Raw genomic sequence first — 26746 nt, forward strand, 5'->3', positions numbered from 1 at the left:
GTGACCACACCGTCCCTCGACACCGCCCGCGCCGTCCTCGAGGAGCTCGTCGGCTCCGGGATGCGCCACCTCGTCGTCGCCCCCGGCTCCCGCTCCGCGCCCCTGGCCTACGCCGCGGCGGCCGCCCACGCCGCCGGCGCCCTGGAGGTGCACGTGCGCGTGGACGAGCGGGGCGCCGCCTTCACCGCCCTCGGCATCGCCCGGGCCACCGGCCGCCCGGCCGGGGTGGTCACCACCTCGGGCACCGCGGTGGGCAACCTGCTCCCGGCGGTCATGGAGGCCGACCACGCCGAGGTGCCCCTCGTCGTGCTCTCCGCCGACCGCCCGCCGGAGCTGCGCGGCACCGGCGCCAACCAGACCACCCGCCAGCCCGGGATCTTCGGCGGACACGTGCGCGCCGCCCTCGACCTCCTGCCCGAGGACCGCGACGTCCCCGCCCGCCTCGCCGGGCCCCTGGCCGCGCTCACCGGCCGCGGGCCCGGCGGAGCCCGCCCCGCCGGGCCCGTGCAGCTCAACGTGGCCCTGCGCGAGCCGCTGCACCCCGCCCCGGAGGACAGCGCCGAGCTCGCCGGGCGGGCGCGCCGGCTGGCGGCCCGCGCCGAGACCGCCCCGGACCCGGCCCCGCGCGCGGTCGCCGCCGGTCCCGTGGTCGCCCCGTCCCCGGCCGCGGGGCAGGCCCGCTCCGTGGTCGTCGCCGGGGACGGCGCCGGCCCCGCCGCCGCCCGCTTCGCCGAGGCCTGCGGGCTGCCGCTGTTCGCGGAGCCGTCCTCGAACGCCCGGTCCGGTCCGCAGGCCGTGGGCGCCTACCGGCTGCTGCTGGAGGCGCCCCTGGGGCGGCGGATCGAGCGGGTCCTGCTGGCCGGCCGGCCGACGCTCTCCCGCCCTGTCGCAGCGCTGCTGGCCCGGGCCGGTGTGGCCACCGCCGCCGTCCAGCCCGGCCCCGTGGCCTGGTACGACCCGGGGCGCCGGCGCGAGCGCGTGCTCGGGAGCTGGGCGGAGGCCGCCGCCTTCACCGGCCGCGGGGCCCCCGGCTGGGCGGCCGCCTGGCGGGAGGCCGGCGGCGCCGCCGACGGTGCCGTGGCGCGGCTGCTCGCCGCGGAGCCCCCGGGGCGCCCGACCGGCCCGGCCGTGGCCGCCGCGCTGTGGGAGGCCTGCCGGCAGGACGGGGCGGTGCTCGTCGCCGGCTCCTCCAACCCCGTGCGGGACCTGGACCTCGCCGCCCGCCCCGGCCCCGTGTCCCCGCTGGTGGTCGCCAACCGCGGGCTCGCCGGGATCGACGGGACGGTGGCCACCGCCGCGGGCGCGGCGCTGGGCACCGGGCGCCCCGTCCGCGCCCTCGTGGGGGACCTGACCTTCCTGCACGACGCCTCCTCCCTGCTGCTGGGCGCCGGCGAGCGGGAGCCCGACCTGCAGGTCCTGGTCCTCAACGACGGCGGCGGCGGGATCTTCGCGACCCTCGAGCACGGCGCGCTGGGGGAGCAGCAGGAGTACCGCGACGTCGTCGAGCGCTTCTTCGGGACCCCGCACGAGGCGCGCCTGGACGCGCTCTGCGCGGGCTACGGGGTCCCGCACCGGCGGGCGGACAGCCTGCCGGAGCTCGCCGCGGCGCTCGCCGGGCCCGTGCGCGGCCGCTCCGTGCTCGAGGTGCGGGTGGACCGGCGGGAGCTGCGGGCCCTGCACGCCCGGATCCGGGCCGCGGTGGCCGGTCCCGCGGACTGAGCCCAGCCCGTCCGCGTCCCCGCGACGTCCCGGCGGCGTGCTGGCGCCCCGGGATGTGTCCCCCGGCCGGACCGTGGGACGGGCTGCGTGCACGGTCCGCATGGACGGACCGCGGGAACGGACCGCGGGAACGGACCGCGCGGAAGGGCCCCGTCCCCGGGGAGGGGACGGGGCCCTGCGGCGGCCTGCGGGCGGAGCGGCCGCCGGGTCAGCGCTCCGGGGCCTGCACCTGGGTGGGGTTGAGCACCCGGGAGAGGAACGACTGGGTGCGGGGCTCCTTCGGGGTGCCGATGACCTGGGCGGCGGGGCCCTCCTCGACGACCACGCCGCCGTCCATGAAGACGACCTTGTCGGCGACGTCGCGGGCGAACTCCATCTCGTGGGTGACCACGAGCATCGTCATGCCCTCGGCGGCGAGGTCGCGCATGATGGACAGCACGTCGCCCACCGTCTCGGGGTCGAGGGCGGAGGTGGGCTCGTCGAAGAGCATCAGGGACGGGTCCATCGACAGGGCGCGGGCGATGGCCACGCGCTGCTGCTGGCCCCCGGAGAGCTGGTCGGGGTGGTTGTCGGACTTCTCGGCCAGGCCCACGCGGTCGAGGTTGGCCCGGGCGATCCGCTCGGCCTCGGCCTTGTCCCGCTTGAGCACCTTGACCTGGGCCACGGTGCAGTTCTCGAGGACGCTCAGGTGCGGGAACAGGTTGAACTGCTGGAAGACCATGCCCACGTGCCGGCGCATCCGGTCCACGTCGGCCTCGGGGTCGGTGACGTCGAAGTCGCCGATCGTGATCCGCCCCTGCTGTGGTCTCTCGAGCAGGTTCACGCAGCGCAGGAGGGTGGACTTGCCCGAGCCGGAGGGACCGATGAGGCAGACCACCTGGCCGGCTCCCACGCTCAGGGAGATGCCCTTGAGCACCTCGAGGGAGCCGTAGGACTTGTGCAGTCCGTCGATCACGACGGACGCGGCGCCGGCGAGGCCGTCGGCGGGTGCGGGCTGCGGGGAGGATGCAGTGCTCATCGTCTGGCTCCTAGGACTTCTTCATGCGGTCGGTCTTGGACTCGAAGCGGCGGGTCAGGATGCCCAGCGGCACCGTGATGATGAGGTAGCAGATGCCCGCCACGACCAGGGGCGTCAGGCCGGCGCCGGAGCCCGAGATCGCCTCGCGGCCGTACTTGGTGAGCTCGTACTGGCCGATGCCCATGCCCAGCAGGTAGACCAGGGAGGAGTCCTTGGTCAGCAGGATGACCTCGTTGGTCAGCGGCGGCAGGACGATCCGCAGGGCCTGCGGGATGACGATCGTGACCATCGCCCGGGCGTGGGACATGCCCAGGGAGCGGGCGGCCTCGTACTGACCCTTCGGCACGGCCTGCAGGCCCGCCCGCAGCGACTCCGCGATGTAGGCGGCGGCCACCAGGCCCAGGGCGACCATGACCGTGACGTAGTGGTTGAAGCGGAAGCCGAAGGCCAGCGGGATGCCGTAGCCGAAGGCGAGGAAGACCAGCAGGGCGGGCACGCCGCGGAAGAACTCGATGTACAGCGTGGCCAGCCACCGGTAGGGCGCCACGGAGGAGAGCTTCATCAGCGCCAGGACCACACCCCCGGTGAGACCGACCACGAAGCCGAGCAGCGTGTAGATGAGGGTGTTCTTCAGTGCGGTGGTGATGATGCCGGGGAACTGCTGGGCGGCGATCTCCGGGTTGAACACCTTCTCGATCAGCAGCGGCCAGTCGGCGATCGCGAGCAGCGCGAGGACGACGAGGATCAGGACGGCGTACTGGATGCCGCGGGAGAGCCGGGCTCTCTGGTGCATGGTCATGGCCATGGAGTGGTCCGTTCTGGGTGGTACGGGCGGTCGGTGGCGGAGCCGGCGCCCCGGGTGCGGGGCACGGGGTCCTTCGGTCAGTCCTTCTCCTGGACGGGGATCCACTGCTCGACGATCTGCTCGAGCGTGCCGTCCTCCTCGATGCGGTCCAGGGTGGCGTCGACGGCCTGGCGCATCGCCGCGTCGCCCTTCCGGACGGCCACGCCGAGCTGGTCGTCGAGGTCCGCGGTCTCCTGGACCACGAAGTCCGGGTCGTCCTGGGCGTGCTCGGCGATCGCGGTGACGTCGTCGAGCACGGCGTCCACGGCGCCGGTGCTGAGCCCGGTGAACAGCGTGGTGGCGTCCTCGAACTGGACGGTGTCGAGGCCGAGCTCCCGGGCCTGGGTCTCCCCGACGGTGCCCTGCATGACCCCCACGCGCACCTGCTCCTCGCGAGCGGCGTCGATCGAGGCGACGCCGTCCTCCCCGTCGGTCACGAGGCCGACCTCGTTGTCGTAGTACGGGTCGGAGAAGTCCATCACGCTCCGCCGCTCCTCGGTGATGGACAGGGCGGAGATCGCCACGTCGCACTGGCCGGTGTCGAGGGCGGCGCCGGACTGGATGGACTCGAAGCCGAGCGTGACGTTCTTCATCTCCACGCCGAGGTCGGCTGCGATCTCCCGGCCCAGGTCCATGTCGAGGCCCACCATCTCGCCGCCCTGCTCCATCTCGAACGGCGGGTAGTTGGACTCCGAGCACACGGTGAGGAAGCCGGGCTCCACCAGGGCCACCGCGGCCGACCCGCCGTCCACCGGGGTCGCGGACCCGGCGGCGGTCTCCGCGGCGGTGTCCTCGGCGGAGCCGCCGGAGCAGGCCGTGAGGGCGAGGGCGGCGGCGGACAGGAGGCCGGCGGCGCGGCGGCGGGACGGGCGGGGCATGGGCGGTTCCTCCGGTAGGAGCGGTGGTCGACGGCGCGGTCGGGCCGCGCGAGGAGCCGGCTCTACGGGGCGGTCACCCCCGACTGCGTTCGGGACACAAGGATACGGTGCAATCCGGGCGTCCGGGCGCGCCGCCGCCGGAGCCCGGGTGCAGCGGGCTCAGCGGGCGGAGAGCCCGGGGGCGGGCACGAGCCGCTCGGCGGCGCCGTCGGCGCGCTGCCCGAGGGCCTGGAGCATGGGCCGCAGCTTCGCCCAGGTCTCGGCGAGCTCGGCCTCCGGGTCGGAGGCGGCCACGATGCCGCACCCGGCGTAGAGCCGCACGGTGCGCTCGTCCTCCTGCACCGCGCCGCGCAGGGCGATGCCCCAGTCCCCGTTGCCGGCGGCGTCCAGCCAGCCGACCGGCCCGGCGTACAGGCCCCGGTCCATCCGCTCCAGCTCCGGGATGGTGGCCGCCGCCACGGCGGTGGGCGTCCCGCAGACGGCGGCGGTCGGGTGCAGCGCCTCGGCCAGCTCCAGGGCGGAGGGCGGGTCCCCGGCCGGGCCCGGGCGCAGCGCGGCGGTGACGTCGGAGGCGAGGTGCCACACGTTGGGCAGCTCCAGGATGAACGGCTCGGGGGAGGTGGTCACCGCGTCCGTGTAGGGCGCCAGCGACGCCACGAGGGAGTCGATCGCGAAGCCGTGCTCATGCTGTTGCTTCTCGGACTCCCCGAGCACCCGGGCGGCGTACTCCTGGGGGTCCTCGCCCACCGGGGCCGCGTCCCGGTCCAGGGTGCCCGCGAGCACGCGGGCGTGGGCCGCTCCGTCGAGCACCTGCACGAGCATCTCCGGGGTCGCCCCCATCAGCCGCCCCGCGGCGCTCCCGCCGAAGCCCACGCAGTACGTCCAGCACTGGTCGTAGCGGTGGGCGAGGTCCCGGACCACGGCCACCGGGTCGAGCGGCTCGTCGGTGCGGGCCACGACGTCGCGGGCCAGCACCAGCTTCTCCAGCCGGCCCGCGCGGATCAGGTCCACGCCGTCGCGCACGGCCCCGGTCCACTCGTGCTCGCCCAGTGTGCCGGGGGACAGCCGGACGGAGGCGGGCACCGGGACCGGGTCGTCCCCGGCGGCCGGCGGGCGGCCGGGGGCGGTGCCGAAGCGGCGCAGCCAGGCCGCGGTCACGTCGTCGAGGCTCAGCGCGAAGGGCGTGCCGGGCGCCACGGCCACCACGAGGCTGACCCAGGCCAGGTCGTCGCGGCGGCCCACGAGCAGCTCCGGCACCACGAGCCCGGACCCGGCCCCGGAGGCCGAGGCGAAGGTGAACGCGCCGAAGGCGGCGAGCCCGGTGCCCGGGACGCCCACCCGGTCCTCGACCACGGCGGCGGCGACCACGTCGTCCCACCACACGCGCGCGGCGGTGAAGCGGTCCGGGCCGCGCACCGTGTGCTCGGCGACCCGGCCGTGGGCCACGAGGCCGCGCCCGTCCACGGTCCAGCAGAGCAGGTCGGGCCCGGCCAGCAGCTCCCGCAGGTCCGGGGCGTCCGCGCCGAGGGCGGACAGCGGGACCGTGAGGGCGTGGAGCACGGGGACCGGCGGGGCGGTGGCGGGGTCGGTGGAGGACATCGCCCCCCAGTCTAAGCCGCGCGGCCGACAGCCCCGGCCCGTGCCCGCGGGCGCCGGGACCGCCGGGCGCGGGCGGGCCGGGGGCGGACCGGGGCGTCGGAGGGAGGTGCGACAATGACCGGGTGAACCGAGCCGACCTGTCCAAGCAGCCGCACGAAGTCTCCGCCATGTTCGACGACGTGGCGCCGCGCTACGACCTCGTCAACGACATCCTCTCGCTGGGCCGGGCCCGCGGCTGGCGCAGGGTCGTGGCGGAGGCCGTCGCGGCGGTGCCGGGGGAGCGGGTGCTCGACCTCGCCGCCGGGACCGGCACCTCCTCGGAGCCCTACGCCGACGCCGGCGTGGACGTCGTGGCCGCGGACCTCTCGCTCGGGATGCTCGAGGTGGGCCGCGCCCGCCGCCCCGACATCGAGTTCGTGCAGGCCGACGCCACGCAGCTGCCGTTCGCGGACGCCTCCTTCGACGCCGTGACGATCTCCTTCGGCCTGCGCAACATCCAGGGCCACCGCCGGGCGCTGGCCGAGATGCTGCGCGTCACCCGCCCGGGCGGGCGGCTGGTGATCTGCGAGTTCTCCACCCCCGCCCTGGCCCCGCTGCGCACCGTCTACACGGAGTACCTCATGAAGGCGCTGCCGGGGATCGCCGCGCGCACCTCCTCCAACCCCGCGGCCTACCAGTACCTCGCCGAGTCCATCGCGGCGTGGCCGGACCAGGAGGAGTTGGCCGCGCAGATCCTCGAGACGGGCTGGGAGGGCGTGCAGTACCGCAACCTCACCGGCGGCATCGTGGCCGTGCACCGGGCCGTGAAGCCCGGCCCGGCCCGATGAGGGCCCTCGTCCTCGGCGGCGGCCCGGCCGGTGCCACCGCCGGGTACTGGCTCGCGGCGCACGGGATCCGGGCCACGGTCCTGGAGAAGACCGCGTTCCCCCGGGAGAAGGTCTGCGGCGACGGGCTGACCCCGCGGGCCGTGCGGGAGATGCAGCTCATGGGCCTGCCGCACGGTCCCGAGCTGGGCTACGCCCGCAACCGGGGCCTGCGCCTGGTGGCCCGGCGGCGCACCGTCGAGGTGCCCTGGCCGGAGCTCAGCGACTTCCCCGGCTACGGGCTGGTGCGGACCCGCACCGGCTTCGACCAGCAGCTCGCCGAGCACGCCCGCGGCGCCGGTGCCCAGGTGCTGGAGCGCCGCTCCGTCACCGGGGTGCTGCGCGACCGCACCGGGCGGGTCGTCGGCGCCCGCGCGCACGTGCTCGACGACGCCGGGCGGCGCACCGGCGAGACCGAGGAGCACCGCGCCGACGTCGTGCTCGCCGCCGACGGCAACTCCGCCCGGGCCGCCGTGTCGGCCGGGCTGCACAAGCGCGGCGACCGGCCCATGGGCGTGGCGGTGCGCGCCTACTACGAGTCCCCCCGCTCGGAGCTGGACTGGATGGAGGGCTGGCTCGAGCTCACCGACGGCCACGACCCGCGCCGGGCGCTGCTGCCCGGCTACGGCTGGGTCTTCGGCGTCGGGGACGGCACGGCGAACGTGGGGCTCGGGATCCTGGACACCTCCCCGGCGTTCGGGTCCCTGGACTACCGGAAGGTGCTCGCCGGCTGGACCGCCTCCATGCCCGCCGAGTGGACCTTCGACGAGGAGCACCGCCGCGGCCGCGTGCTGGGTGCGGCCCTGCCGATGGCCTTCAACCGCACCCCGCACCACGTCCCGGGCATGCTCCTGCTCGGCGACGCCGCGGGCCTCGTCTCCCCGTTCAACGGCGAGGGCATCTCCAACGCGATGGAGTCCGCCCGCTACGCCGCCGAGCACGTCGTGGCCGCGGCGGCCGCCAACGGCCCGGCCCAGCGCGAGCGCGTGCTCGCCGGCTACCCCGGCCGGGTGCGGCAGGAGTGGGGCGCCCACTTCACGCAGGGCCGCGTCCTCGCCCAGCTGATCGGCAGCCCCGCCGTGATGAAGGCCGCCGTGCGCACCGGCATGGCGGTGCCCGCCCTGATGCGGTTCGTGGTGCGGGTGATGACGGAGCTCTCCGACCGTCCGGCCACCGCGTGGGAGGACCGCGTGGTCGCCCTCCTGGACGCCCTGACGCCCCCCACGGACAACACCCGGCCCCCGAAAACTCGCTAGAGTGGTGGACCGTGACTGAAACCTCCTCCTCGAGCGCCGGCGGCCCCTCCACGGGTCTCGGCACCGATCAGGTGAAGCTGCCGGCCGGCTTCGACCTCATCGCGACCGACGACCGGCTGGGTCCGGTCGTGCTGCAGGCACTCGCCCGGATCGAGGAGCGCCTGGACGAGGCGGTGCGCAGCGCCGACCACCTCGCCGACGTCACCTCCCGCCACCTGCTCCAGGCCGGCGGCAAGCGGGTGCGCCCGCTGCTGACCGTGCTGGCCGGGGAGATCGGCGGCGGCGTCAACGACGCCGTGCTCGAGGCCGCCGCGGTGGTCGAGCTCACCCACCTCGCGACCCTCTACCACGACGACGTCATGGACTCCGCGCCCCTGCGCCGCGGCGTGGCCACCGCCCAGACGGTGTGGGGCAACTCGGTGGCGATCCTCACCGGCGACCTCATCTTCGCCCGCGCCTCCTCCATGGTCTCCGACCTCGGCCAGCGCGCCCTGAAGATCCAGGCGGACACCTTCGAACGGCTCGTGCTGGGCCAGCTGCACGAGACGGTCGGCCCGCGCGACGGGCAGGACCCGCTGGAGCACTACCTCGACGTGCTCGCGGGCAAGACCGGCTCCCTCATCGCCGCCTGCGGGCACTTCGGCACCGTGCTGGCCGGTGCCCCGCAGGACGTCGTGGAGGTCATGGTCGAGTACGGGGAGAAGGTCGGCATCGCCTTCCAGCTCGCCGACGACGTCATCGACGTGGCCGGCGAGGACGAGGTCTCCGGGAAGTCCCCCGGCACCGACCTGCGCGAGGGCGTGCCGACCCTGCCGGTGCTGCTCCTGCGCCGCATGGCGGGGGAGGGCGACGCCGAGGCCCGGCGCGCCGTCGAGCTCCTCGACGGCGACCTCGCGTCCGACGCGGCCCTGGCCGAGGCCGTGGCCGCGGTCTCCGGGCACCGGGCCACGGACGAGGCCTGGCGGATCGCCCGCCGCTGGGCCGACGAGGCCATCGCCTCCCTCGCGCCGCTGCCGGACTCGGTGGCCAAGCGCGCGCTCGTGGCGTTCGCGCACGCCGTCGTCCACCGCGAGGCCTGAGCGAGGAGTCCGGAGGCCCCGCCCGGCACGGCCGGGCACCGGGGCGGACCCCGGCGCGGCGCGGCGGCCGGACGGACTAGCCTGTAGCCGTCCCCAGACCACTTCCCGCACCCGAGGACCACCATGACCCAGTCCCCACCCGGCCGTGCCGCGGCGCCCCGCGAGGCGTTCTCCAGCCGCACGGTCTTCATCCTGGCCGCGATCGGCTCCGCCGTCGGCCTGGGCAACATCTGGCGCTTCCCGTACATCGCCTACGAGAACGGCGGCGGCGCCTTCCTGATCCCGTACCTGGTCGCCCTGCTCACCGCCGGGCTGCCGCTGCTCATGCTCGAGTACGGAGTGGGCCACCGCTTCCGCGCGTCCGCGCCCCTGGCCTTCCGCCGCCTCCATCCCAAGACGGAGTGGATCGGCTGGTGGCAGATGGGCATCAGCTTCGTCATCGCCGTGTACTACGCCGTGATCCTCGGCTACGCCATGCTCTACACGATCTTCTCGTTCAGCAAGGCGTGGGGCGACGACCCGGCGGCCTACTTCCTCACCGACGTCCTGCAGAGCTCGGAGCAGATCACGGTGGGCTTCGACTTCGTCCCCACCGTGCTGATCGCCACGGCGATCGCCTGGGCCGCGCTGCTGGTGGTCCTGCTGCTGGGCGTGCAGAAGGGCATCGGCCGGGTGAATCTCGTGCTCATCCCGCTGCTGGTGCTGATGTTCCTGTCGATCGTGATCATCGCCCTGACCCTGCCGGGAGCCACCGACGGGCTCAACGCCTTCTTCACCCCGAACTGGGCGGCCCTGGCCGACAGCTCCGTGTGGGTCGCCGCCTACGGCCAGATCTTCTTCTCGCTGTCCGTGGGCTTCGGCATCATGATCACCTACTCGTCCTACCTCAAGCCCAAGACGGACCTCACGAGCTCGGGCCTGGTCGTCGGCTTCGGGAACTCGAGCTTCGAGCTGCTGGCCGGCATCGGCGTCTTCGCGGCGCTGGGCTTCATGGCCGGCGCCGCGGGCACCAGCGTCGACGAGGTCGCGACCTCCGGCATCGGCCTGGCGTTCATCGCGTTCCCCACGATCATCTCCCAGGCGCCGTTCGGCACCCTGATCGGTGTGCTCTTCTTCGCGACCTTGACCTTTGCCGGATTCACGTCCCTGGTGTCGATCGTCGAGGTGGTCGTGGCCGCGGCCCAGGACAAGCTCGGGCTGCGTCGGCGCAGTGCGGTCCTGCTGGTGGTCCTGCCCATGGCCCTGATCTCGCTCGCGCTGTTCACGACCACCACGGGCCTGAATCTCCTCGACGTGACCGACAACTTCGTCAACCAGTTCGGCATCGTCGCCGCGGCCCTGGTGTCCGTCATGCTGCTCACCGCGGGCTTCTCGGCGCTGCCCACGCTGCGGGACCACCTCAACTCCGTCTCCTCGTTCAAGCTCGGCCGGGCGTGGATGGTCGTGGTCGGAGGCGTCACCCCGATCGTGCTGGGCTACATCCTCATCAACACGCTCACCACGACCCTCGCGGAGGGCTACGGTGACATGCCGGCGTGGTTCGTCAACACGTTCGGCTGGGGCACCGCCGTCGGCCTGGTGGTCATCGCGCTGCTGCTCTCGCGGCTGCCGTGGCCGGCCTCGTCCGCGGCCTCGGACCTGAGTCCCTCCCCGGCGATCCTGGACGCCTTCGTGGACCGCAACCGGATCCGCGGCGACCAGCCGCTGTCCCGCTGGTCGGACACCGCACTTCGCACTCCGGCCCTGGACCAGGACTTCTCCTACCGCACGGTGGAGCAGGGCGCGGCCGCACCGTCGGGCAAGCACGCCGCAGGGGCCGCCACCCCGGCCGCGCCCTGGACGACCAGCGCGTCCGGCACCGGGTCCAGCACCCCGTCCGCCACCCCGTCCACGTCCGAGGAGGACCCCCGATGACCACGTCCGCCGTCATCATGATGATCGTCGCCGCGTTGCTGCTGTGGGGCGGCTTCGTCGCCGCGGTGCTGCACCTGCGGCGCACCCCGGAGGTGCCGGACGACGACCAGGGCTTCGGCTCCGAGGACTACCCCCGCACCACCTGACCGTCGTCCCGGGCCCGCCCGGAACGGCAGGAGGGCCTCCGGCGCCGCGCGGCACCGGGGGCCCTCTTCGTGTCCTCGGACCGGTCCCGGGTCCTCGCGGAGCTGCGGGGGCCCGCGCCGGCCGCTTCCCGGTCCGCCCCGAGCCTCCCGCGGCCGTCGCCGCGGAAGTGCCCCGGGACCGGCTCAGGCCCGCCCCGCCCGCCGCGCCCGCGGCGTGCGCACGGCGTCGAGCACGAGCAGGAGAACGGCGAGCCACACGAAGCAGAAGCTGACCCAGCGCACCAGCGGCATCTGCTCGCCGAGCACGAGCACGGCCAGCAGGAACTGCATGATGGGCGTCAGGTACTGGATCATCCCCACCGTGGACAGCGGGAGCCGGCTCGCCGCGGCGCCGAAGAGGATCAGGGGCACGGCCGTGATCACCCCGGCGGCCAGCAGCAGCGCGGCGTGGCCGGGGCCCTCCGTGCCGAGGGTCAGGGAACCGTCCGCCGACAGCGCCGCCACGACCATCGCGGCCACGGGGGTCAGGGCCAGGGTCTCCACCGTGAGGGTCACCACCGCGGGGAAGGAGGCCCCCACCCGGTTCTTGACCAGCCCGTAGAGGCCGAAGGAGAAGGCCAGGCCGAGGGAGAGCCAGGGCACGCTGCCGTAGAAGACGGCCATCACCACGACGGCGACGAACCCCACCCCGACGGCCGCCCACTGCAGCCGCCGCATCCGCTCCCGCAGCACGACCACGCCGAGCAGGATGGCCACGATCGGGTTGATGAAGTACCCCAAGGAGGCCTCGATGGTGTGCCCCGTGGTCGTCGCGAGCACGTAGAGGAACCAGTTGATCCCGATGAGCAGGCCCGCGAGGGCGAGGGCCGCCAGGGTGCGCGGGGTGCGCAGGGCCCGGCCCAGCGTGCCCAGCTGCCGCGTGAGCGCGAGCAGGACCAGGCAGAACAGCAGGGAGAACAGCACGCGCAGCGCCACGATCTCCAAGGGCGTGGCCGGCTCCAGGACGACGAAGTAGAGGGGCAGCAGGCCCCAGATGCCGTAGGCGCCGAAGCCGGCGAGCAGACCGGCCCGGGTCCTCGACTGCTCGTCGGGATCCGGGCCGGGCGCGGTGTTGTATGCGGTCACGCTCGAGGGTACCGCCGGGGCTCAGAGGCCGAAGAATCGGCTGAAGAAGCCCTTCTTCCGCTCGCCCTGCTCCTCCTCGGCCGGCTCCTCGCCCTCCACCACGGGCTCGGCCTCGGCGCTGCCCGGGACGCCGGGACCGGCCACGACCTCCCGCTCCACCTCGCGCTCGGCGGCGGGCTCCGGGGTCCGCTCGGCGACCGGCTCGCGGGGCTCCTCCGCGGCGGGGCGGACGGGCTCGGGCCCGGGAACCACCGTGGTGCTCACCCGGCCGGGACGCACGTCCCGGTCCGAGGGTTCCTGGTCGAAGGGCAGATCGCCGTCCGCGGCGGCCGCGACCGGTTCCGGGGTCTCCCGGGGCTGCTCGGTCTCGCGCGCCGGCGCCGCGTGCTCCGGGGCCACGTGCTCCGTCTCCACGAAGTCGGGGACCTCCAGCGGCTCGGACTCCTCCTGCCGGGCGTCGGCGGGCACCGGGGCCGCCTCGGGCGCGGCGGCCTGCGGCCGGCTCGCCTCGCGGGCGGCCGTGCTCTCCGCGGCGGCCCGGTCCTCGCGCAGGGCCACGGCCCGGGCACGGGCGTCCGCCGCGAGGTCCGCGAGCACGTCGGGGCCGACAGTGGGCTCGGCGGGCTCGACGCCGGAGATCTGGTGGTCGTCGAACCAGAAGCGCTGGGCGCCGTCCCGGACGGTGACCACGCACGTCGCCTCGGTGTCCCACTCGATGTGCGCGCCGCGCAGCTTGGCGTAGGAGTCCACCGCGAGGTTGTGGTCCACCGCGGTGTCGGTGGTCAGCGCCTCGGCGATGACCCGCATCATCCGCTCCACGGTGAGCTCGGGCAGCTCGAACTCGGGGCCCTCCAGCAGCAGCCACGCGGTGACCCCGCCGCCGGCGCCCGCGGGGTAGTGCGCGTAGACACCGGTCACGGCCTTGGCCGCGAGCGTCAGCCGGCGGGCGAGTCCGTCCGCCACGGGCAGCTCGTCGGTGGACAGCTCCTCCACGCCCAGGCGCCGGCCGGCCTCCCGTGCCTGCACCGCGGCGGAGACCACGGTGTCCGGGAAGTGGCCCAGCTCCTGCCAGGACCAGATCCAGGACCCGCGCGAGGCGGACTCGGTGCCCAGCAGGTACGGGGTGAGGCTCACGGGCGGGTCGGTCTGCAGGGTGAACGCGGGGGCGGAGAAGTCGACGTCCCACTCGGCGCCCTGGGTCAGCTCGGCCAGCCTGGCCTGGTACTCGGTGGAGATGAAGATCGACTCGTCGATCAGATCCTGCAGCGTTTTCGTCATGCGTCCAGGCTAGCAACCATCCCGGACGCGGGAGCGTCACGGCGGGGCCTCCGGCGTGCGTCGGGGACCCCGCCGGCGCCGCGGTGCAGGGGCGCGGCGGAGGGCCTTCGGTAGGGTGGTGGGCGAGGCCTCCGGGCTCCGCGGCGCCGCGTCCCGCCCGTGGCCGTCCGACGAGACCACCACGATCCGAGCAGGCCCCGCGCGGGCCGGGAACGAGCCACCGCATGAGCCAGACCCCCGCCACCCCGACCCCCGGACCGGGCCGGCAGGAGCTGCTGAACACCATCGGCACCTGGATCCTCTCGGTGCTGCGCACCGAGCCGGGATGGGACCGGATGATCGTGGACCTCAAGTTCCAGGGCGGCCGCGTCCACCTGCGCGTGCGCGAGCAGCGCGGGCAGGAGACGGTGCCCGGCACCGTGGGCCCCATCAAGGAGGACAGCGCCGTCATCCCGGCGGTCGAGCAGCTGCGGGACCGCTCCTACGTGCGGGGCCGCGGGACCTGGTTCACCGCGACCGTGGTGATCCTCGCGGAGGGCTGGCCCGAGCCCACCCACCGGATCGGCGGGACCTACGACCTCGAGGGCGAGCCGCGGCCGTGGGGGGCCGAGGGGTCCTGGACGGCACAGGACCTGCTCGAGCACCTCCGGAGCTTCCCGCGCACCCGGGCCAGGATCCCGGGGTGGGCGACCGAGCTCGCCGCGCGGGAGGGCGTCGAGCTGCCGGCCCTGGACCCGGGCGCCGAGCAGGAGCCGGAGCGCGAGGGCGTGGTGCACCCGCTGGTGCGGGCGGCCATCGACCGGTTCGTGGAGGCCCCCGACAACAAGGCGATGATCGAGGTCATCCGCCAGTGCATGGCCGGGTCCCTGCTGCTCGACGTCACCTCGAGCACGCTGGTCGAGGGCCCCGACGGGCAGGCTGTCGGGCCGGGATCGACGCTGCGCGTCCAGACCCTTTCCGAACCCGACGGGACCCGGTCGCTGGCCGCGTACACGTCGGCCGCCGAGGCACAGGCCATGTTCGACCGGCACCACCCGGACGGGGGCAAGCCCGTGCTGCTGCGCGAGTCGGCCGTGAAGGTGCTGCAGATGCTGGCGGACGACCCCCAGCACGACCACCTGGTCATCGACCCCGCACACCGTGGCTGCCGGATCAGCCGGCCCCAGATCCAGTGGGCGGTGCGGGCTCCGCACAACGACGTGGTCAAGGCGGCGATGCTCGAGAACAACATGTCCCAGCTGCTCGCCGGGCTCCTGGCCCCGGACGGGGTGCTGCTGCTCGGCGCCCGCGTGCAGGGTGAACGGGCCGTCCCGGTCTACGCCAAGCCGCAGGAGGAGGGCGCGACCCCCGACACCCTGCTGCTGTTCACCTCCGCGGCGGAGGTCGCCGCCCTGGACCCGGGCCTGGAGGTGCGGTCCGCGCCGTCGCGCCAGGCACTGGGCTTCGCCCTGGACTCGGGGGCGGCGAAGGTGTGCATCAACGCCCACCCGCCCGTGGCGACGCTGACCGCCGAGCAGCTCCGGGAGCTGCTGGCCCTCGTGGAGAAGGAGGACACTCAGAAACCGGACGCGCAGCAGGAGGACGCGCAGGAGGAGCGGGCGGAACCGTCCGCGGGGCGGCGCGCCGCCCGGGAACCGCGCGAGGACTGAGCCCGGCGGCGGCGCCCGTCGACGCCGCTCGGCCGGGGCCGAAGGCCGGGGAGGGGGGCGTTCGGCGGGCCTCGTTCAGCCGGGGACGGTCAGTCGGCGTCGTTCAGCGGGGCCGGTGCGGCGGCCAGGCAGTCGGCGCAGATGCCCTGGTAGACGACGTCGGCGGCCAGCAGCTGCATGCCGTGGTGCTCCGAGGGCGTGAGGCACGGGGCGTGGCCGACGGCGCAGTCGACGTCGACGACCGCCCCGCAGCGCACGCAGTAGGCGTGGTGGTGGTTGTCCCCGGTGCGGGTCTCGTACAGGGCCGGCGAGGCCGGCGGCTCGAACTTGCGCAGCATGCCGACCGCGGTGAGGTCCGAGAGCACCACGTAGACGGACTGCACGGTGATCGCCGGCAGCACCGCGCGGACCTCGGCCACCACGTCCTCCGCGGTGGAGTGCGGGCGGCGTTCGACCGCGTCGAGGACGGCCAGCCGCTGCTTGGTGACGCGGCGGCCGTGGGAGCGCAACCGGTCCGACCACGCGGCGGTGCGGCCGGCGTCCGGGGCGGGGCGTTCCGTTGTCTGCATGCCACTACCGTAGCGTTATCACGATGAACTCACAATAGTGCGGGAGGTCACCAGGCCCGCCGGTGTGCGCCCCCACGCCCGTGTTACGAACGAAAAGGCGGCGTGACGCGGGCGCCGTGCCACCGTCCCGCGGCCCCACCTACGATGGGGTGCGGGGGATCGGGGGATCCGCAGCAGGAGGCGCACGCCTCGGCCGCGCGCCGGCACCGTCCGGGTAGGGGGCCGGGCATCGCGAGAGCACTTCCGGGTCGCCCCGCACCGCCCTGCAGCCGCCCCCTCCCAAGAGCGACGGAGACCCATGACGCGCACCACCGACGAGGAGCTGCTCGCCGCCGTGCGGGCGGGACAGCCCCACGCGTTCCAGGACCTCAGGGACCGGCACTGGCCCACGGCCGTGGCCGTGGCTCGCCTCCACACCCCCAGCCGCCCCGACGCGGAGCAGCTGGCCGGCACCGCGGTGGACCAGGTCGTCGCGGACCTGCCCGCCGGCGACGGACCGGAGGCCTTCCTCCGCGCCCGGCTGGTCGGCGTCGTGGGCCGGGCCGGGGCCGAGCCGCCGCGCTCCGCCGAGGCCGTGTCCCGCGTCTACCTCGGGCTGCCCCCGGTCTGGCAGGCCGTGCTGTGGCACGCCGAGGTGGAGGCGCTGCCGCTGGAGCGGACCGCCGCGGTCCTCGGCCTGAGCACCGCCGCCACCACCGCGCTGCACCTCGAGGCGCGCGCCGGGCTGCGAGCCGCCTACCGGAGGCTCCGGCTCGACCACCCCCGCACGTCCGCCTGCGAGCAGTGCGCCGGGGAGCTCGGAGCCTTCGTGGACGGGGTCCTGCCCGGGCCGCGGCGGAGCGACGTCGAGGCGCACCTGGACGGGTGCCCCCGCTGCACCGCCGACCTCCTGTACCTGCAGGACACCGAGGCCGGTCTCCGCGGCTGGGTGCTGCCGGTCCTCGCCGGTGTGCCCCTGTGGGGGAACACCGTGGACGAGCTCGGCGAGATCGTGCGCACGGCCGGCCGGGCGGGTGCGGAGCGCCCGGCCGCCGTCCCGAGGGCGGACCTCGCCGGAGGGTCCCTGGCCGCCGTCGGCACCGCGCGGCGGGGACGGAAGGTCCTGCTGGGCGCCGGCACGCTCGCGGCGGCCGCCGCGCTCGCCGGGCTGGCGGTGACGGGCCCGGGCGGGCCGGGGGACGGGACGACCCGGGCCGCCGACGGCGGGGGCGCCGGCCTGGGCACCCCGAGCGGCTCCTCGTCGACGTCCACCGCCGAGGACGGGGACGACCGGGCGCTCGCCGGCGGTCCCTGCTCGGGCGCCGGCGTGCCGTCCCTGCCCGTCGTCGATCCCTCTCCGGGCCCGTTGACGGAGGCCGCCGCTACCGCCCGGACCGCGGCCCGCGGGCCGATCGGCACGGCGGACGGCCACGCCACGGACGGCGGGGCGGGGGCACCGGGCGACGACGGTGACCGGACCGCGGCCTCCTCGAGGACGAACGGAGGAGACGGCGCCGCGGCGGAGCGCACCGGAGCGGACGCGCCGGCGGGGGAGCGCACCGCCGACGGCGGCAGCACCCCGGACGGGCGGGGCACCCCGGACGGGCGGAGTGGCTCCGGCGGCGCCGCGACGGACGGAGGGAGCGGCAGGACACCTGCGCCCCAGGACGGTCCCGCCCCGGCTCCCCGCGACCCGGCCGGACCACCGGTCCAGGACCGGCCCGGCGACCGCCCGGCGGAGCCGCCGGGAACCCCTCCCGCCGAGCAGCCGGGCACCGTCCCGGCGGAACCGCCCAGCACCCCGCCCGCCGAGCAGCCGGGCACCGTCCCGGCGGAACCGCCCGCTGCCCCGCCGACGACGCCTCCGGCGAGCCCGCCGGCCGAGCAGCCGGGCACCGCCCCGGCCGAGCCGCCCAGCGCCCCGCCGGCGCCGCCGAGCACCCCGCCCGCCGACACCCCCGGCAGGCCGCCGGCGCCCGAGCCGGGACCGTCGGCCCCGGACGTCCCGGCCACCGCGCCGGCCACCGACCCTGCGCCCGGCGGGAGTGCTCCCGCCGGCGGATCCACCCCGAGCGCCTGAGCCGGGGCTCCGCCGCGCCGTCGGGCCGGCGGAGCACCCGGGGGTGCTCCAAGAAGAGGGCTCGGGCATCCGATGCTCGGAGCCGCCTGGGAACTCGCCGTGCGCACGGCAGGGCGGGAAGAGGGCGGCCCCCGGCGCCGTTGTCCTGAGCAGTAGTCCACGCCCCCGGCAGAAGGAGCCGCGCCCACGATGCACCAGCACCACAACGGACTGAAGACCGTCCTGCTGCTCGGCGGCCTGTGGGGGGTGCTGCTCGCGATCGGGTGGGTGGTGGCCAGCGGCACGGGCAGCAGCGTCTTCATCTGGGTCTTCGCCCTCATCGGGCTGGCCTCCACCGCCTACAGCTACTGGAACAGCGACAAGCTGGCGCTCCGGTCCATGCGCGCCATTCCCGTCACGGAGCAGCAGGCCCCCGGATACCACCGGATCGTGCGAGAGCTGTCCCGGCGGGCGAACCAGCCGATGCCGCGGCTCTACATCGCCCCGACCATGAGCCCCAACGCCTTCGCGACGGGGCGCGACCCCGAGCACGCGGCCGTGTGCGTGACCGAGGGCATCCTGCAGCTGCTCGACGAGCGGGAGCTGCGCGGCGTGCTGGGCCACGAGCTGATGCACGTGTACAACCGCGACATCCTCACGTCCTCGATCGCCGCGGCCGTCGCCGGCATCATCACCTCCGCGGCCCAGTTCCTGCAGTTCACGGCCATCTTCGGCGGCGGCCGGGACGGCGACCGCGGCAATCCGCTGGTCGGGCTGCTGCTGGCCTTCCTCGCCCCCCTGGCCGCCACGATCATCCAGCTCGCCGTCTCCCGGACCCGCGAGTACGACGCGGACCAGGACGGCGCCCAGCTCACGGGCGACCCGCTGGCCCTCGCCTCGGCCCTGCGCAAGATCGAGGCGGGCACCAGCGTGCGGCCGCTGAACCCGGCGGACCAGAAGCTCGTCAACACCTCGCACCTGATGATCGCCAATCCCTTCCGGGGCGGCGGGGCGTCCAGCCTGTTCCGCACCCACCCGCCGACCGCCGACCGCGTGGCCCGGCTCGAGGGCATGGCCGGGCTGGGCCGCCGCTGAGCCGGCGCGCCGTCCCCCTGAGGACAGGTGCCGGAGACCTCCATCGGGCATGACGACGCCCCGTCTGCCGCACGGCAGGCGGGGCGTCGTCGTCACCGCTCGAGCGTCTCCTCGGCGTGCTCGAGCAGCTCGGCCATCATGCTGAGCACCGCGTGCCGCTCCAGGGCGTTGATCGCTGCGGGATCCGTCCGGTACCTGCTCGACAGCGCGGCGTGGAAGCTGCGGATCTCCTCGAGCCGGTGCGCGGTCATCATGCACCGACCGTAGCCCCGGGCGGACCCGCCGACCAGACGTGCCGCAGGGACCGTCCGACGCCGCGGCGCCCCGCCGCGGCCGGCGCCCGGGCTCAGCGGTAGTTGATGAACTGGGCCGGGGTATTTGCGCCCGTGACTGAACGCCTAGAATCCGCGCCATTCCGCGGAACTCGTGTGACTGGGAGTGAGCCGGAGACGGTGCTCCTGCGGACTTTCTGCGGACTCTCTGCGGACTGCGATAGCTCGTCCGAAGCGGCCGCTACGCTCGGAGCATCCCCCCGCCCCCCACCGATCGGAGAGACGCGATGACCACTCACGAAGACCTCACGGAGCGCGCCGAACGCCTCTACGACCTCCTGTCTGCGGACCTCGACACGCTTCACCTGATGGGCACCTCCGCGCCCACCGGCAACGCGCTGACCCGGCTCGCCGCCGTCCTCGGGGACACGGCGCCCCTGTACGTCTGGCCCACGGACGTCAGCGACGCCACACGCGACGAGTCCGGCAAGCTCCACGTCCTCACGGCCTCCACCGTCCTGACGACGGAGTACGGCGAGCGGAGGCCGCTGGACGTGCAAATCATGCGGCTGAACCTGACGGCGCTGAACGTGGTCCCGCACATCTCGGACGGCGCGCGCCGCCTCCGTTCCGGGATCATCCGGCTGAAGGTCGAGCTGGGCCGCGGACCGGGGTGGACGCCCATCACTCTGGAGGCTCGGGGCGGCCAGGACTCCCGCGCCGTGGACGCCCTGCTCCACGCCGTGCACGTCCTGTCGGCAACGCTCGACTGACTGGCCCCGGACACGACGAAGGCCGGCCACCTCGAGCGGGTGGCCGGCCTTCACGGCGCGGAGGGGCGGTCAGCGGGTCCGCCGGCGAGCGCGCCCCGGCCGCCCCGGCCCGGCCGCCACCGCGGCGACCGGCTCCCGCTCCTCGCCGTCCTCTTCCTCCACGGCGCCCTGCGACCCGGCGATCCCACGGGCGCGAGCGGACAGGCGCGCCAGCGTGTCCTCCACCGGCGCCGCTGCCCGCTCCGCCTTCTCCGCCTCCCGGAACTCCCCGCGCGCGGTCGGCGTGCCGCCCAACTGCTCCAGCGCCCGCGTCATGTGCGGCGCCAGGTACAGGGCCTTCACGGCCACGGCCGGGTCCGTCCCGGGCGCGGAGGAGTCGTCCAGCACGGCTGCGTACTTCCGCACGAGCTGCACCATTGCGTCGTCCGCCGGCTTGAGCCAGTCCATGCCGGCCAGGGCCTCCTCCACGGCCTCCGTCAGCGTCTTCTCCTGCTCGATCATCGTCCTGCTCCTGTCGTCTCTGTGCGCCCTCGTGGGCGCCTGTCGTGCCGTGGACCGCCAGGGGATCCTCCGGCCGTTCCTGTGGGCTCCTGGCGGCTCCTGCGACCGGCTGGAGGGGGGTGGGTCGAACTTCATCGCGCGTGGACGGCTACCGGAGCCCCCGTCTCCGGGGACCGTGCTTCAAGACGGGACCCGCCCCTCCCCGCCGGGAACCCCTGAACGGGACGGACCCGGCACCGGATACCGGCACCGGGTCCACCCGCTCACAGGATCAGCCGGACTGCCGTCTCCACGACGGCGAGGACCACGGCCAGCAACCTGTGCGGGATCATCACGCCGCGCCCTCGAGGGTCACACGGACGACGCCCGCGGCTTGCTTGAGCATTACGCCGAAGCGGCCTTCGTTGCGGAACACGACCTGGTTCCGGTTGAAGGTGTCACCCGGCTGTCCGATGTTCAGGCTGATGTTCCCGTCCGTCGCCAGACCCACGGTCAGCGGGTCGATGACGATCGCCTCCCCGACGTTGACAGCGGTGGACGTGGCGACGCGGGCGCCCCACAGCCGGCGGGTGATCGGGTCCACGGTGGCAGTGGGACCGTACGGGAGGAGCAGCTCCCCGGACCCGGAGGCCGTGGCCGTCTCGACCTTTTCCCAGTCGAGCGGGTGCAGGGCGATGACGCCGGCCCGGTAGCCCTGGACCTCGAGGGCGGTCAGGGCGGAGCGGAGCCGGTCGATGGGCCGGGCGCCGGTGTTGATGACCTGGACGCCGGACTGGTTGAGGATGCCGTTCAGCTCGCCGTTGGCGGACCCGGTGCCGTGGAGGAACTGGCGCTCCAGCTCGGAGTGCAGACCGTAGAGAAGCTCGTTGCCGACGACCTCGGCCACGGACGGGACGTCCGCGAGGAGGTACTCGTCCACCGGCTCGGAGACGTGGGCGACCACGGCCAGCTCGTCGCGGACCTGGGACAGCCCGATGGTGCTGGTCGGCTTCAGCGCACCGGGGGCGACCACGGCCGCGTTCAGGTCCCGGGTGGTCTGCTTCAGGAACGAGTAGTAGCGATCCCCGAAGACGTACGTGGGGACCTGCTCGAGGAGGCCGGCGGGCGCCTCGCCCAGGCTGGCCGGGGCGGCCAGAGTCAGCGGCGCGTCGTACTGGCCGACGGTCAGGGCCTTGGCCTGGAAGGCGTCCGCGCTGCCCTTCGCCTTGCGTGCGAGGTCGCGGGCCGCGGACTTGAACACGGCGCGGGTGAGGCGGCGGTCCTCGCCGTCGTCCGACTTCCGACCGGGGACGGACAGGGCGCGGAGGAGGCGCTCGCCCTCCTCCCGCTCCTCGGCGGTCGGACCGGCGGCGGCCTTCGCGTCGCGGGCGGTCTTCAGCTCTGCGGAGACGGCGTTCATGCGCTCGGCCTCCGCGAGGGTCAGGGTCCCGTCGTGGTGCTTCTGGACGAGGGTCTTCGCCTCGGTCACGAGCTGCTCGATGGTCTTCATGATGGTTCTCCGATCAGGTGGGCGCACGGCACTTGGGGCGCGTGCGCGCTGCGTGTGTGTTGATCGGATCCGCGGAGTCTCGGCGGCGGCCTCAACGCCTTGCGGCGGAGGACTCGCGGCGGAGTGCCCTATCCGTGTGCCTTGCGGCCTGGCCGCCGAGGCGCGGGGGTCCGCCTTGGTCCCGGTGGACTCCTCGGCGTTCCTTCGCGCCCCGGCTGGCGGGACCTTCAGGCAATGTGTCGGGCGGGGCGGACTGTGAGCTTGCTACCCCGGCCCGACGCTTCCCATCGTAATCCGCGCGCCGTCACCGTTGACGGTCGTCGCCCTCCGCGCCCAGGAGCGCCTCGAGGTCCGCGTCCACGCCTTCGGCCGCCAGGGCGGCCTGGACGCCCTGGTGAGCATCTCGGACGAAGGCTAGGTCGAGGCCGCGGAGGTCCATCTCGTGCCCTTCGGCGGCGAGCTTGCAGAAGCGGGCGCCGACGTCGATCAGCGCGGCGATGAACGCGGAGGAGGCGTCCGGGTCCTGATCACGCATCGCTTCCCGGAGTGCCTGACGGGACAGGTCGAAGTTCCCGGAGGCTTCGCGGGTGATGATCCGCATCGCCCGCCAGGTGGCGACGGCGCGGACGGTGTTCTCGTGGTCGTGCTGGCTCATGGCCTTGCTCCTACCTTCAGGCCGCGCGGTCCGCGCGGCGGGTCTTCTGTTCCTGGGCGCGCCGGCGAGCGCGCCTGATTTGGGCGGGAGTGAGGCCGCCGTACGCCCCGCCGTCCTCGCCGGCCTGGACGGCGTAGCTCCGGCACTCCTGAAGCGCCGGACAGTTCTCACAGAGGAGCGCGGCGACCTCGAGCGTCTCCGTGTCCGGATCGGTCCAGGCGGGTGCCTCCGCGCCTCGGCAGGGGATCGGGCGGCCGGACAGCTCGGCGGCCGCGAGCGCTTGCTCGAGGACCTGGCGGGCGGTGCCGTGCTGGTTGGCGAGCGCTTGCTCGGGCGGCTTGCGGGCGGTCACTGGTCGGCCTCCTCGCTCAGCTCGCGTGCCATAGCCGCGGGAAGGTACTCCATGCCGGCATACTCCAGTCCGACCGATGCGGCCTCGTGGTCGGGGAGTCGTTCGGCGCGGACCAGGCGACCGGCGTCGAGGGAGATGACGAGTGGGTATCCCTCGGCGTCCCACGCATGTACTTCCAGCATGAGGAGGCCGCCCCTCCCTTGACCGGGGAGCGCTCGCGGCTCCTGCCCCTCGGGCGTCTCGCAGTAGTAGACGGCGCGGAGGTTTGTCGCCGTGTTCGGGATCATGGTTCTTCTCTCTTTCTTGTCGGGACACTCGTCCGGCGCCGGGCGTGCAGTGTGTGAGTGTCCCTGTATAGGGACACTGGGACACTCACACTGACCGTGCCGGGACACTGCTGGGGCACTGCGGGACACTGGGACACTGGAGCGGCTGGAGCCGCTTCACAGCTCATGAGCGGACCCCTTGGGCGGGTGATTCCGGGTGTGGATGGTCGAGTTACGCGGACCCTGCTGGGCGAAAATCTCCCTGCGCTTGCGCCCGAGCTTGATCGCGTCCTCGATCTGCTGGCGGGACCAGTCCGACTCCCCGAGCAGCGCGTCCTTGATCGCCCGGCCGGACAGTCCGCCGGAGGTTCGGTCCAGGAGGGCGAGAACGTCAGTCAGCGCGCCCTCGGCCTTCGCGTCCTTCCGGGAGCCGGCGCCCATGCTGAGGTGCCGGCTCAGCTCGTCAAACTGGAGAGCTGTCTCCGGGTGCTCTACGTCGCGGCCGAACGCGGAGAAGTAGCGCGGGGAGGAGGGGTCCTCGGAGTCCTCTCGGACGAGCTTCCATGTGGCGTCCGGCCAGTCGAGGATCCGGGAGTCACCACGGGACCGCTCCCCGTTGTGGCCCATGTGGTGCACGAGGGCAGCCTCCTCCGCGCCCGCCTCGCTGATAAGGGCGTCGAAGGCCACGAGGAAGCGGCCGGCGTCGTGGTTCTCGTCCAGCCCCAGCGCGTCAAGGACGGGGCGGAGACAGTCGAGGATCACCACGTCCGCGCCGCGGATGACGTCCGCCCATGCGCTCCGCGTGGCCTCGTCCAGGAGGTCGAACGAGGACACCTTCCCGCGGATGGGGAGGACGCGCACGGCGGCCTGATTGCGGATGCCTTGGGCGCGGAGCCACCGGCGGACGGTCCGGGGGTCCAGTTCGTTGTCGATCAGCACGACGTCACGGACGGGCGCCGTGCTGAACTCGCCCAGGAAGTCGTCCCCGTCCACGAGGGCGCGGAGCAGGTTCCCCATGAGGGTCGTCTTCCCGGCCTTGTACTGGGCGGCGAGCATGACGCGCCCGCCGGTGGGCCAGAGCTGCTCCACCCGGTAGGCCGTTTCCTCGTCGGGGACGGCCAGGAACTCGTCCAGGCGGACGGGCGCCGGGATCGCCTGGGCGTCGCACTCCTGGGCGTCGAGCCTGCGCTTCGCCTCCGCGCGGACGTGGAGCCGCTCCATCTCCAGGAGGATCAGCTTCTCCCGCTCGCTCAGCGCGTGCGGCTCCTCCCCGCCCTCGCCGTCCGCGGCGTCCTGGTGAGCCTCCCTGGGCGCCTGGTGGCGCTCGCCGGCCCGTGGCAGTCCGGTCAGGTCCAGGACGTCCGGCCGCCCCTCGAGCGGATCCCCGTAGCCTTCCCGGCGGAGGCGGCCGGCGAGCGCGGACATGCTCTCCCCGGCGTAGTGCGCGGCAACGTACGCCTTCGTCAGCGGGACCTCCGCCTCCAGGTCCGTCGAGGTGCTGAAGACGTAGAGGCGGGACGCGCCGTCGTCGTTCGGCCGGTCGGTCGTGGCGCTGATCTGGCCGCGGTCCTTGCCGGGCCGGAACCAATGCCTCTCCCCGTTGCCCTTCGTGTAGGCGTGCGTCCACCCGTTCGGGACCAGGATCGTCTCCCAGTCCGTCACGCGGTTGTAGTGCTCCACGGGCGACTCCCCGTCCCCGTAGGCGTCTGTCCGTCCGGCCGTGTCCGTCCGCGCAGCACTCCGCGCCGGCGGCTCCGGCATCTCGTCCAGGACGTCGCGGAGGACGGTGTGGAAGGCGGCGCGCTCCTCGAGGGTGAGGACGGCCGGGAACAGCGGTCCGCCCTTCACACGGACCCAGGGGCGGCCCGTCTCGTGGTGGGACCCCGGAGTCGGATGGAGTACGCAGAACCCGCCCTCCCCCCTTGTCTCGGCCAGCACTTCTACGATCGGCCGGCCGCGCTCGTCCTCGCCGGCTGGGCGCTGCGCGATCTTGGTGTTGCCGGGGAACGGCTCGCCGGTGGGCAGCTCGAGACGGTAGAGCCAGTGGACGCCGCGGCTTGGCGAAATCTCGAGCCAGCCGGCCTGGAGGCGCTTCCAGAGGAGGGCGAGGCCGGCGGCGCGCATGGCTTCCGCGATCGCAGGGAGCTGCTCGGCGGCGCGCCCCTCAATCTCGGTCAGCTCCACGCCGCCGGAGACGGTGCCCATGATCGCGCCCACGCCCACGCCGGCGGCGAGGCGCTCGGGGGCGAACCAGGCGGCGAGCTGCTCCTCGGTGGGGCGTTGCCCCTGGAGGTCCTTCCACTGGACGGCGGGCCTCTTGGTTCCCGGTTGAACGGGGAGGGCGGCGAGGCCGGCCAGGTCCAGCTCGTCCACTGCGGCGCGCATTGCGGCCCCCACGTCCGCGGTGCCGGCGGTAGAATCGGAGTACATGAGAACGGTTCTCTTTCTCTTGTGCGGCGCGCGGCGGCGTCGCTGACGGTTGTTCCCTGTGAGTGGGGGCGGTCGTTCGGGGTGGTTCAGGAAGGCCGGCGTTCGGTGAGGCGCCGGCCTTCCGCATGTCCGGCGGCGCTCATGCCGCGTCCTCGGCGTCGAAGCATCCGTCGATCCAGGCGAGGACGTCCGACTCGCGGAACATGCGGCGGCCGGCGACCTTCGCGGACTTCGGGGCGGTGCCGCGGCTGATCATGTACCGGAGCGCGTTCGGGGACTTGCGGAGCATCTCGGCCACTTCCTCCACGTAGAGGAGGCGGTCCGCGGTGCGGGCGGTGGTGGTGCTCATCGTGCTTCTCCTGTTGTCTCATTGGAACTATCTGAAGTAGTCCCAGTGAGACTAAGCATGAGCGGCTGTGTGTCGTTGTGTCAAGCTCTGTGAGCAACTACCATTTATGCCTATGGAGACTGAAGGCAACACCGGCCAGGAGGCGCGCCTCGCGTTCGGCGCGGCGCTCCGCGAGCACCGCACACGCGCCGGCCTCACACAGGACGCCCTCGCCAGCCTCGCCACCCGCCGCGGCGCACCCGTCACACAGACGATGGTCGCCAAGGTCGAGCGCGGCGCCCGCCCCACGCCCGTCGAGGAAGTCCTGGCGTTCGCGCGGGCGCTCGGCGTTCCGGCCTCGGCGCTACTGGGCGAGGATCGCGGGGACGTCGAGGACGCTCAGCTGCGGACCCTCCGCGCCGCCGTCGCGGAGGTCGAGCGCCAGCACGAGAGGCTCCTGACGGCCGCCCGCGGCGTCCAGCGGGCGCGCGCCGCCCTCGAGGCCGTTCCTCGCGAGGTGCTGGACCGGCTGGACCCGCTGGACCGCGCACTCATGGACGAAGCCTTCTGGACGCCGGTCCAGGTCCTCCAACGTCAGGGCGAGGAGTAG

At 74.3% G+C, this 26746-nt stretch carries 26 protein-coding genes; 11 read left to right on the top strand and 15 right to left on the bottom strand.

Annotated elements, in window-relative coordinates; all coding sequences use genetic code 11:
- On the top strand, window positions 1-1719 hold the full coding sequence (gene menD, locus PU704_RS06615; protein ID WP_277550740.1) for a 2-succinyl-5-enolpyruvyl-6-hydroxy-3-cyclohexene-1-carboxylic-acid synthase: 1719 nt from the start codon (window positions 1-3) through the stop codon (window positions 1717-1719).
- Between the two features lie 208 nt (window positions 1720-1927).
- On the opposite strand, the gene PU704_RS06620 is transcribed toward menD, so the two are convergent.
- The 4 genes from PU704_RS06620 to PU704_RS06635 all read right to left on the bottom strand — a co-directional run bounded on the left by PU704_RS06620 (window position 1928) and on the right by PU704_RS06635 (window position 6058).
- On the bottom strand, window positions 1928-2737 hold the full coding sequence (locus PU704_RS06620) for an amino acid ABC transporter ATP-binding protein (protein ID WP_277550741.1): 810 nt from the start codon (window positions 2735-2737) through the stop codon (window positions 1928-1930).
- A 10-nt stretch (window positions 2738-2747) separates the two neighbouring features.
- Entirely contained in the window at window positions 2748-3542 is a 795-nt protein-coding gene (locus tag PU704_RS06625) for an amino acid ABC transporter permease (protein WP_047803359.1), read from the bottom strand.
- Window positions 3543-3619: 77 nt separating this feature from the next.
- Complete coding sequence (locus tag PU704_RS06630; protein ID WP_277550742.1) at window positions 3620-4459, bottom strand: ABC transporter substrate-binding protein; 840 nt, start codon at window positions 4457-4459, stop codon at window positions 3620-3622.
- Between the two features lie 159 nt (window positions 4460-4618).
- Window positions 4619-6058 (bottom strand): isochorismate synthase, encoded by a 1440-nt coding sequence (locus tag PU704_RS06635; RefSeq protein WP_277550743.1) that lies wholly within the window; start codon window positions 6056-6058, stop codon window positions 4619-4621.
- Window positions 6059-6180: 122 nt separating this feature from the next.
- On the opposite strand from PU704_RS06635, the gene PU704_RS06640 reads away from it, so the two are divergent.
- From PU704_RS06640 to PU704_RS06660, 5 genes are all read left to right on the top strand, one after another.
- On the top strand, window positions 6181-6885 hold the full coding sequence (locus PU704_RS06640) for a demethylmenaquinone methyltransferase (protein WP_075872691.1): 705 nt from the start codon (window positions 6181-6183) through the stop codon (window positions 6883-6885).
- The gene (locus PU704_RS06645) at window positions 6882-8177 is read left to right on the top strand and encodes a geranylgeranyl reductase family protein (protein WP_277550745.1); all 1296 of its coding nucleotides are present in this window, start codon (window positions 6882-6884) and stop codon (window positions 8175-8177) included. Before PU704_RS06640 ends, PU704_RS06645 begins: the two co-directional genes overlap by 4 nt.
- 11 nt (window positions 8178-8188) lie before the next feature.
- On the top strand, window positions 8189-9256 hold the full coding sequence (locus PU704_RS06650) for a polyprenyl synthetase family protein (protein WP_075872689.1): 1068 nt from the start codon (window positions 8189-8191) through the stop codon (window positions 9254-9256).
- A gap of 123 nt (window positions 9257-9379) precedes the next feature.
- On the top strand, window positions 9380-11170 hold the full coding sequence (locus PU704_RS06655) for a sodium-dependent transporter (protein WP_277550746.1): 1791 nt from the start codon (window positions 9380-9382) through the stop codon (window positions 11168-11170).
- The gene (locus tag PU704_RS06660) at window positions 11167-11316 is read left to right on the top strand and encodes a methionine/alanine import family NSS transporter small subunit (RefSeq protein ID WP_075872687.1); all 150 of its coding nucleotides are present in this window, start codon (window positions 11167-11169) and stop codon (window positions 11314-11316) included. The genes PU704_RS06655 and PU704_RS06660 overlap by 4 nt, the downstream gene beginning before the upstream one ends.
- Before the next feature lie 183 nt (window positions 11317-11499).
- On the opposite strand, the gene rarD is transcribed toward PU704_RS06660, so the two are convergent.
- Together rarD and PU704_RS06670 are read right to left on the bottom strand one after the other, a co-directional pair.
- Window positions 11500-12441 carry an EamA family transporter RarD gene (rarD, locus tag PU704_RS06665; protein WP_277550747.1) on the bottom strand — a complete coding sequence of 314 codons (942 nt, stop codon included), beginning with the start codon at window positions 12439-12441 and terminating at the stop codon, window positions 11500-11502.
- A gap of 21 nt (window positions 12442-12462) precedes the next feature.
- Entirely contained in the window at window positions 12463-13719 is a 1257-nt protein-coding gene (locus PU704_RS06670) for a DUF6882 domain-containing protein (RefSeq protein WP_277550748.1), read from the bottom strand.
- Window positions 13720-13943: 224 nt separating this feature from the next.
- Here PU704_RS06670 and PU704_RS06675 point away from each other — a divergent pair, with 224 nt between their 5' ends.
- Window positions 13944-15368, top strand: a complete 1425-nt coding sequence (locus tag PU704_RS06675; RefSeq protein WP_277550749.1) for an SseB family protein — start codon at window positions 13944-13946, stop codon at window positions 15366-15368.
- An 89-nt stretch (window positions 15369-15457) separates the two neighbouring features.
- Here PU704_RS06675 and PU704_RS06680 read toward each other — a convergent pair whose 3' ends face one another.
- Complete coding sequence (locus PU704_RS06680) at window positions 15458-15937, bottom strand: Fur family transcriptional regulator (RefSeq protein ID WP_277550750.1); 480 nt, start codon at window positions 15935-15937, stop codon at window positions 15458-15460.
- 298 nt (window positions 15938-16235) lie between these two features.
- Here PU704_RS06680 and PU704_RS06685 point away from each other — a divergent pair, with 298 nt between their 5' ends.
- Both PU704_RS06685 and htpX read left to right on the top strand, forming a co-directional pair.
- Window positions 16236-17996: a zf-HC2 domain-containing protein gene (locus PU704_RS06685; protein ID WP_277550751.1), complete on the top strand. Its 1761-nt coding sequence runs from the start codon at window positions 16236-16238 to the stop codon at window positions 17994-17996.
- Window positions 17997-18185: 189 nt separating this feature from the next.
- A complete protein-coding gene (gene htpX, locus PU704_RS06690; RefSeq protein WP_277550752.1) occupies window positions 18186-19070 on the top strand; it encodes a zinc metalloprotease HtpX in 885 nt (294 codons plus the stop codon).
- 92 nt (window positions 19071-19162) lie between these two features.
- On the opposite strand, the gene PU704_RS06695 is transcribed toward htpX, so the two are convergent.
- Window positions 19163-19324 carry a hypothetical protein gene (locus PU704_RS06695; RefSeq protein ID WP_158041281.1) on the bottom strand — a complete coding sequence of 54 codons (162 nt, stop codon included), beginning with the start codon at window positions 19322-19324 and terminating at the stop codon, window positions 19163-19165.
- A 305-nt stretch (window positions 19325-19629) separates the two neighbouring features.
- Between PU704_RS06695 and PU704_RS06700 the strand changes: the two genes are divergently transcribed.
- The gene (locus tag PU704_RS06700; protein WP_277550753.1) at window positions 19630-20115 is read left to right on the top strand and encodes a hypothetical protein; all 486 of its coding nucleotides are present in this window, start codon (window positions 19630-19632) and stop codon (window positions 20113-20115) included.
- Between the two features lie 69 nt (window positions 20116-20184).
- Here PU704_RS06700 and PU704_RS06705 read toward each other — a convergent pair whose 3' ends face one another.
- The 7 genes from PU704_RS06705 to PU704_RS06735 all read right to left on the bottom strand — a co-directional run bounded on the left by PU704_RS06705 (window position 20185) and on the right by PU704_RS06735 (window position 26157).
- Complete coding sequence (locus PU704_RS06705; protein WP_277550754.1) at window positions 20185-20616, bottom strand: terminase small subunit; 432 nt, start codon at window positions 20614-20616, stop codon at window positions 20185-20187.
- 331 nt (window positions 20617-20947) lie between these two features.
- On the bottom strand, window positions 20948-22105 hold the full coding sequence (locus tag PU704_RS06710; RefSeq protein ID WP_277550755.1) for a phage major capsid protein: 1158 nt from the start codon (window positions 22103-22105) through the stop codon (window positions 20948-20950).
- Window positions 22106-22409: 304 nt separating this feature from the next.
- Window positions 22410-22760, bottom strand: coding sequence for a hypothetical protein (locus PU704_RS06715; RefSeq protein ID WP_277550756.1), 351 nt, complete (start codon window positions 22758-22760; stop codon window positions 22410-22412).
- Window positions 22761-22776: 16 nt separating this feature from the next.
- Window positions 22777-23112 (bottom strand): WhiB family transcriptional regulator, encoded by a 336-nt coding sequence (locus PU704_RS06720; protein ID WP_277550757.1) that lies wholly within the window; start codon window positions 23110-23112, stop codon window positions 22777-22779.
- Entirely contained in the window at window positions 23109-23399 is a 291-nt protein-coding gene (locus PU704_RS06725) for a hypothetical protein (protein WP_277550758.1), read from the bottom strand. The genes PU704_RS06720 and PU704_RS06725 overlap by 4 nt, the downstream gene beginning before the upstream one ends.
- A 156-nt stretch (window positions 23400-23555) precedes the next feature.
- The gene (locus tag PU704_RS06730; protein WP_277550759.1) at window positions 23556-25808 is read right to left on the bottom strand and encodes an AAA family ATPase; all 2253 of its coding nucleotides are present in this window, start codon (window positions 25806-25808) and stop codon (window positions 23556-23558) included.
- 139 nt (window positions 25809-25947) lie between these two features.
- On the bottom strand, window positions 25948-26157 hold the full coding sequence (locus PU704_RS06735) for a helix-turn-helix transcriptional regulator (RefSeq protein ID WP_277550760.1): 210 nt from the start codon (window positions 26155-26157) through the stop codon (window positions 25948-25950).
- Window positions 26158-26269: 112 nt separating this feature from the next.
- On the opposite strand from PU704_RS06735, the gene PU704_RS06740 reads away from it, so the two are divergent.
- Window positions 26270-26746, top strand: a complete 477-nt coding sequence (locus PU704_RS06740; RefSeq protein WP_277550761.1) for a helix-turn-helix domain-containing protein — start codon at window positions 26270-26272, stop codon at window positions 26744-26746.

Origin of the sequence: Kocuria oceani, from assembly GCF_029524215.1 — a bacterium.
GTDB classification, from domain to species: Bacteria; Actinomycetota; Actinomycetes; order Actinomycetales; family Micrococcaceae; genus Kocuria; species Kocuria oceani.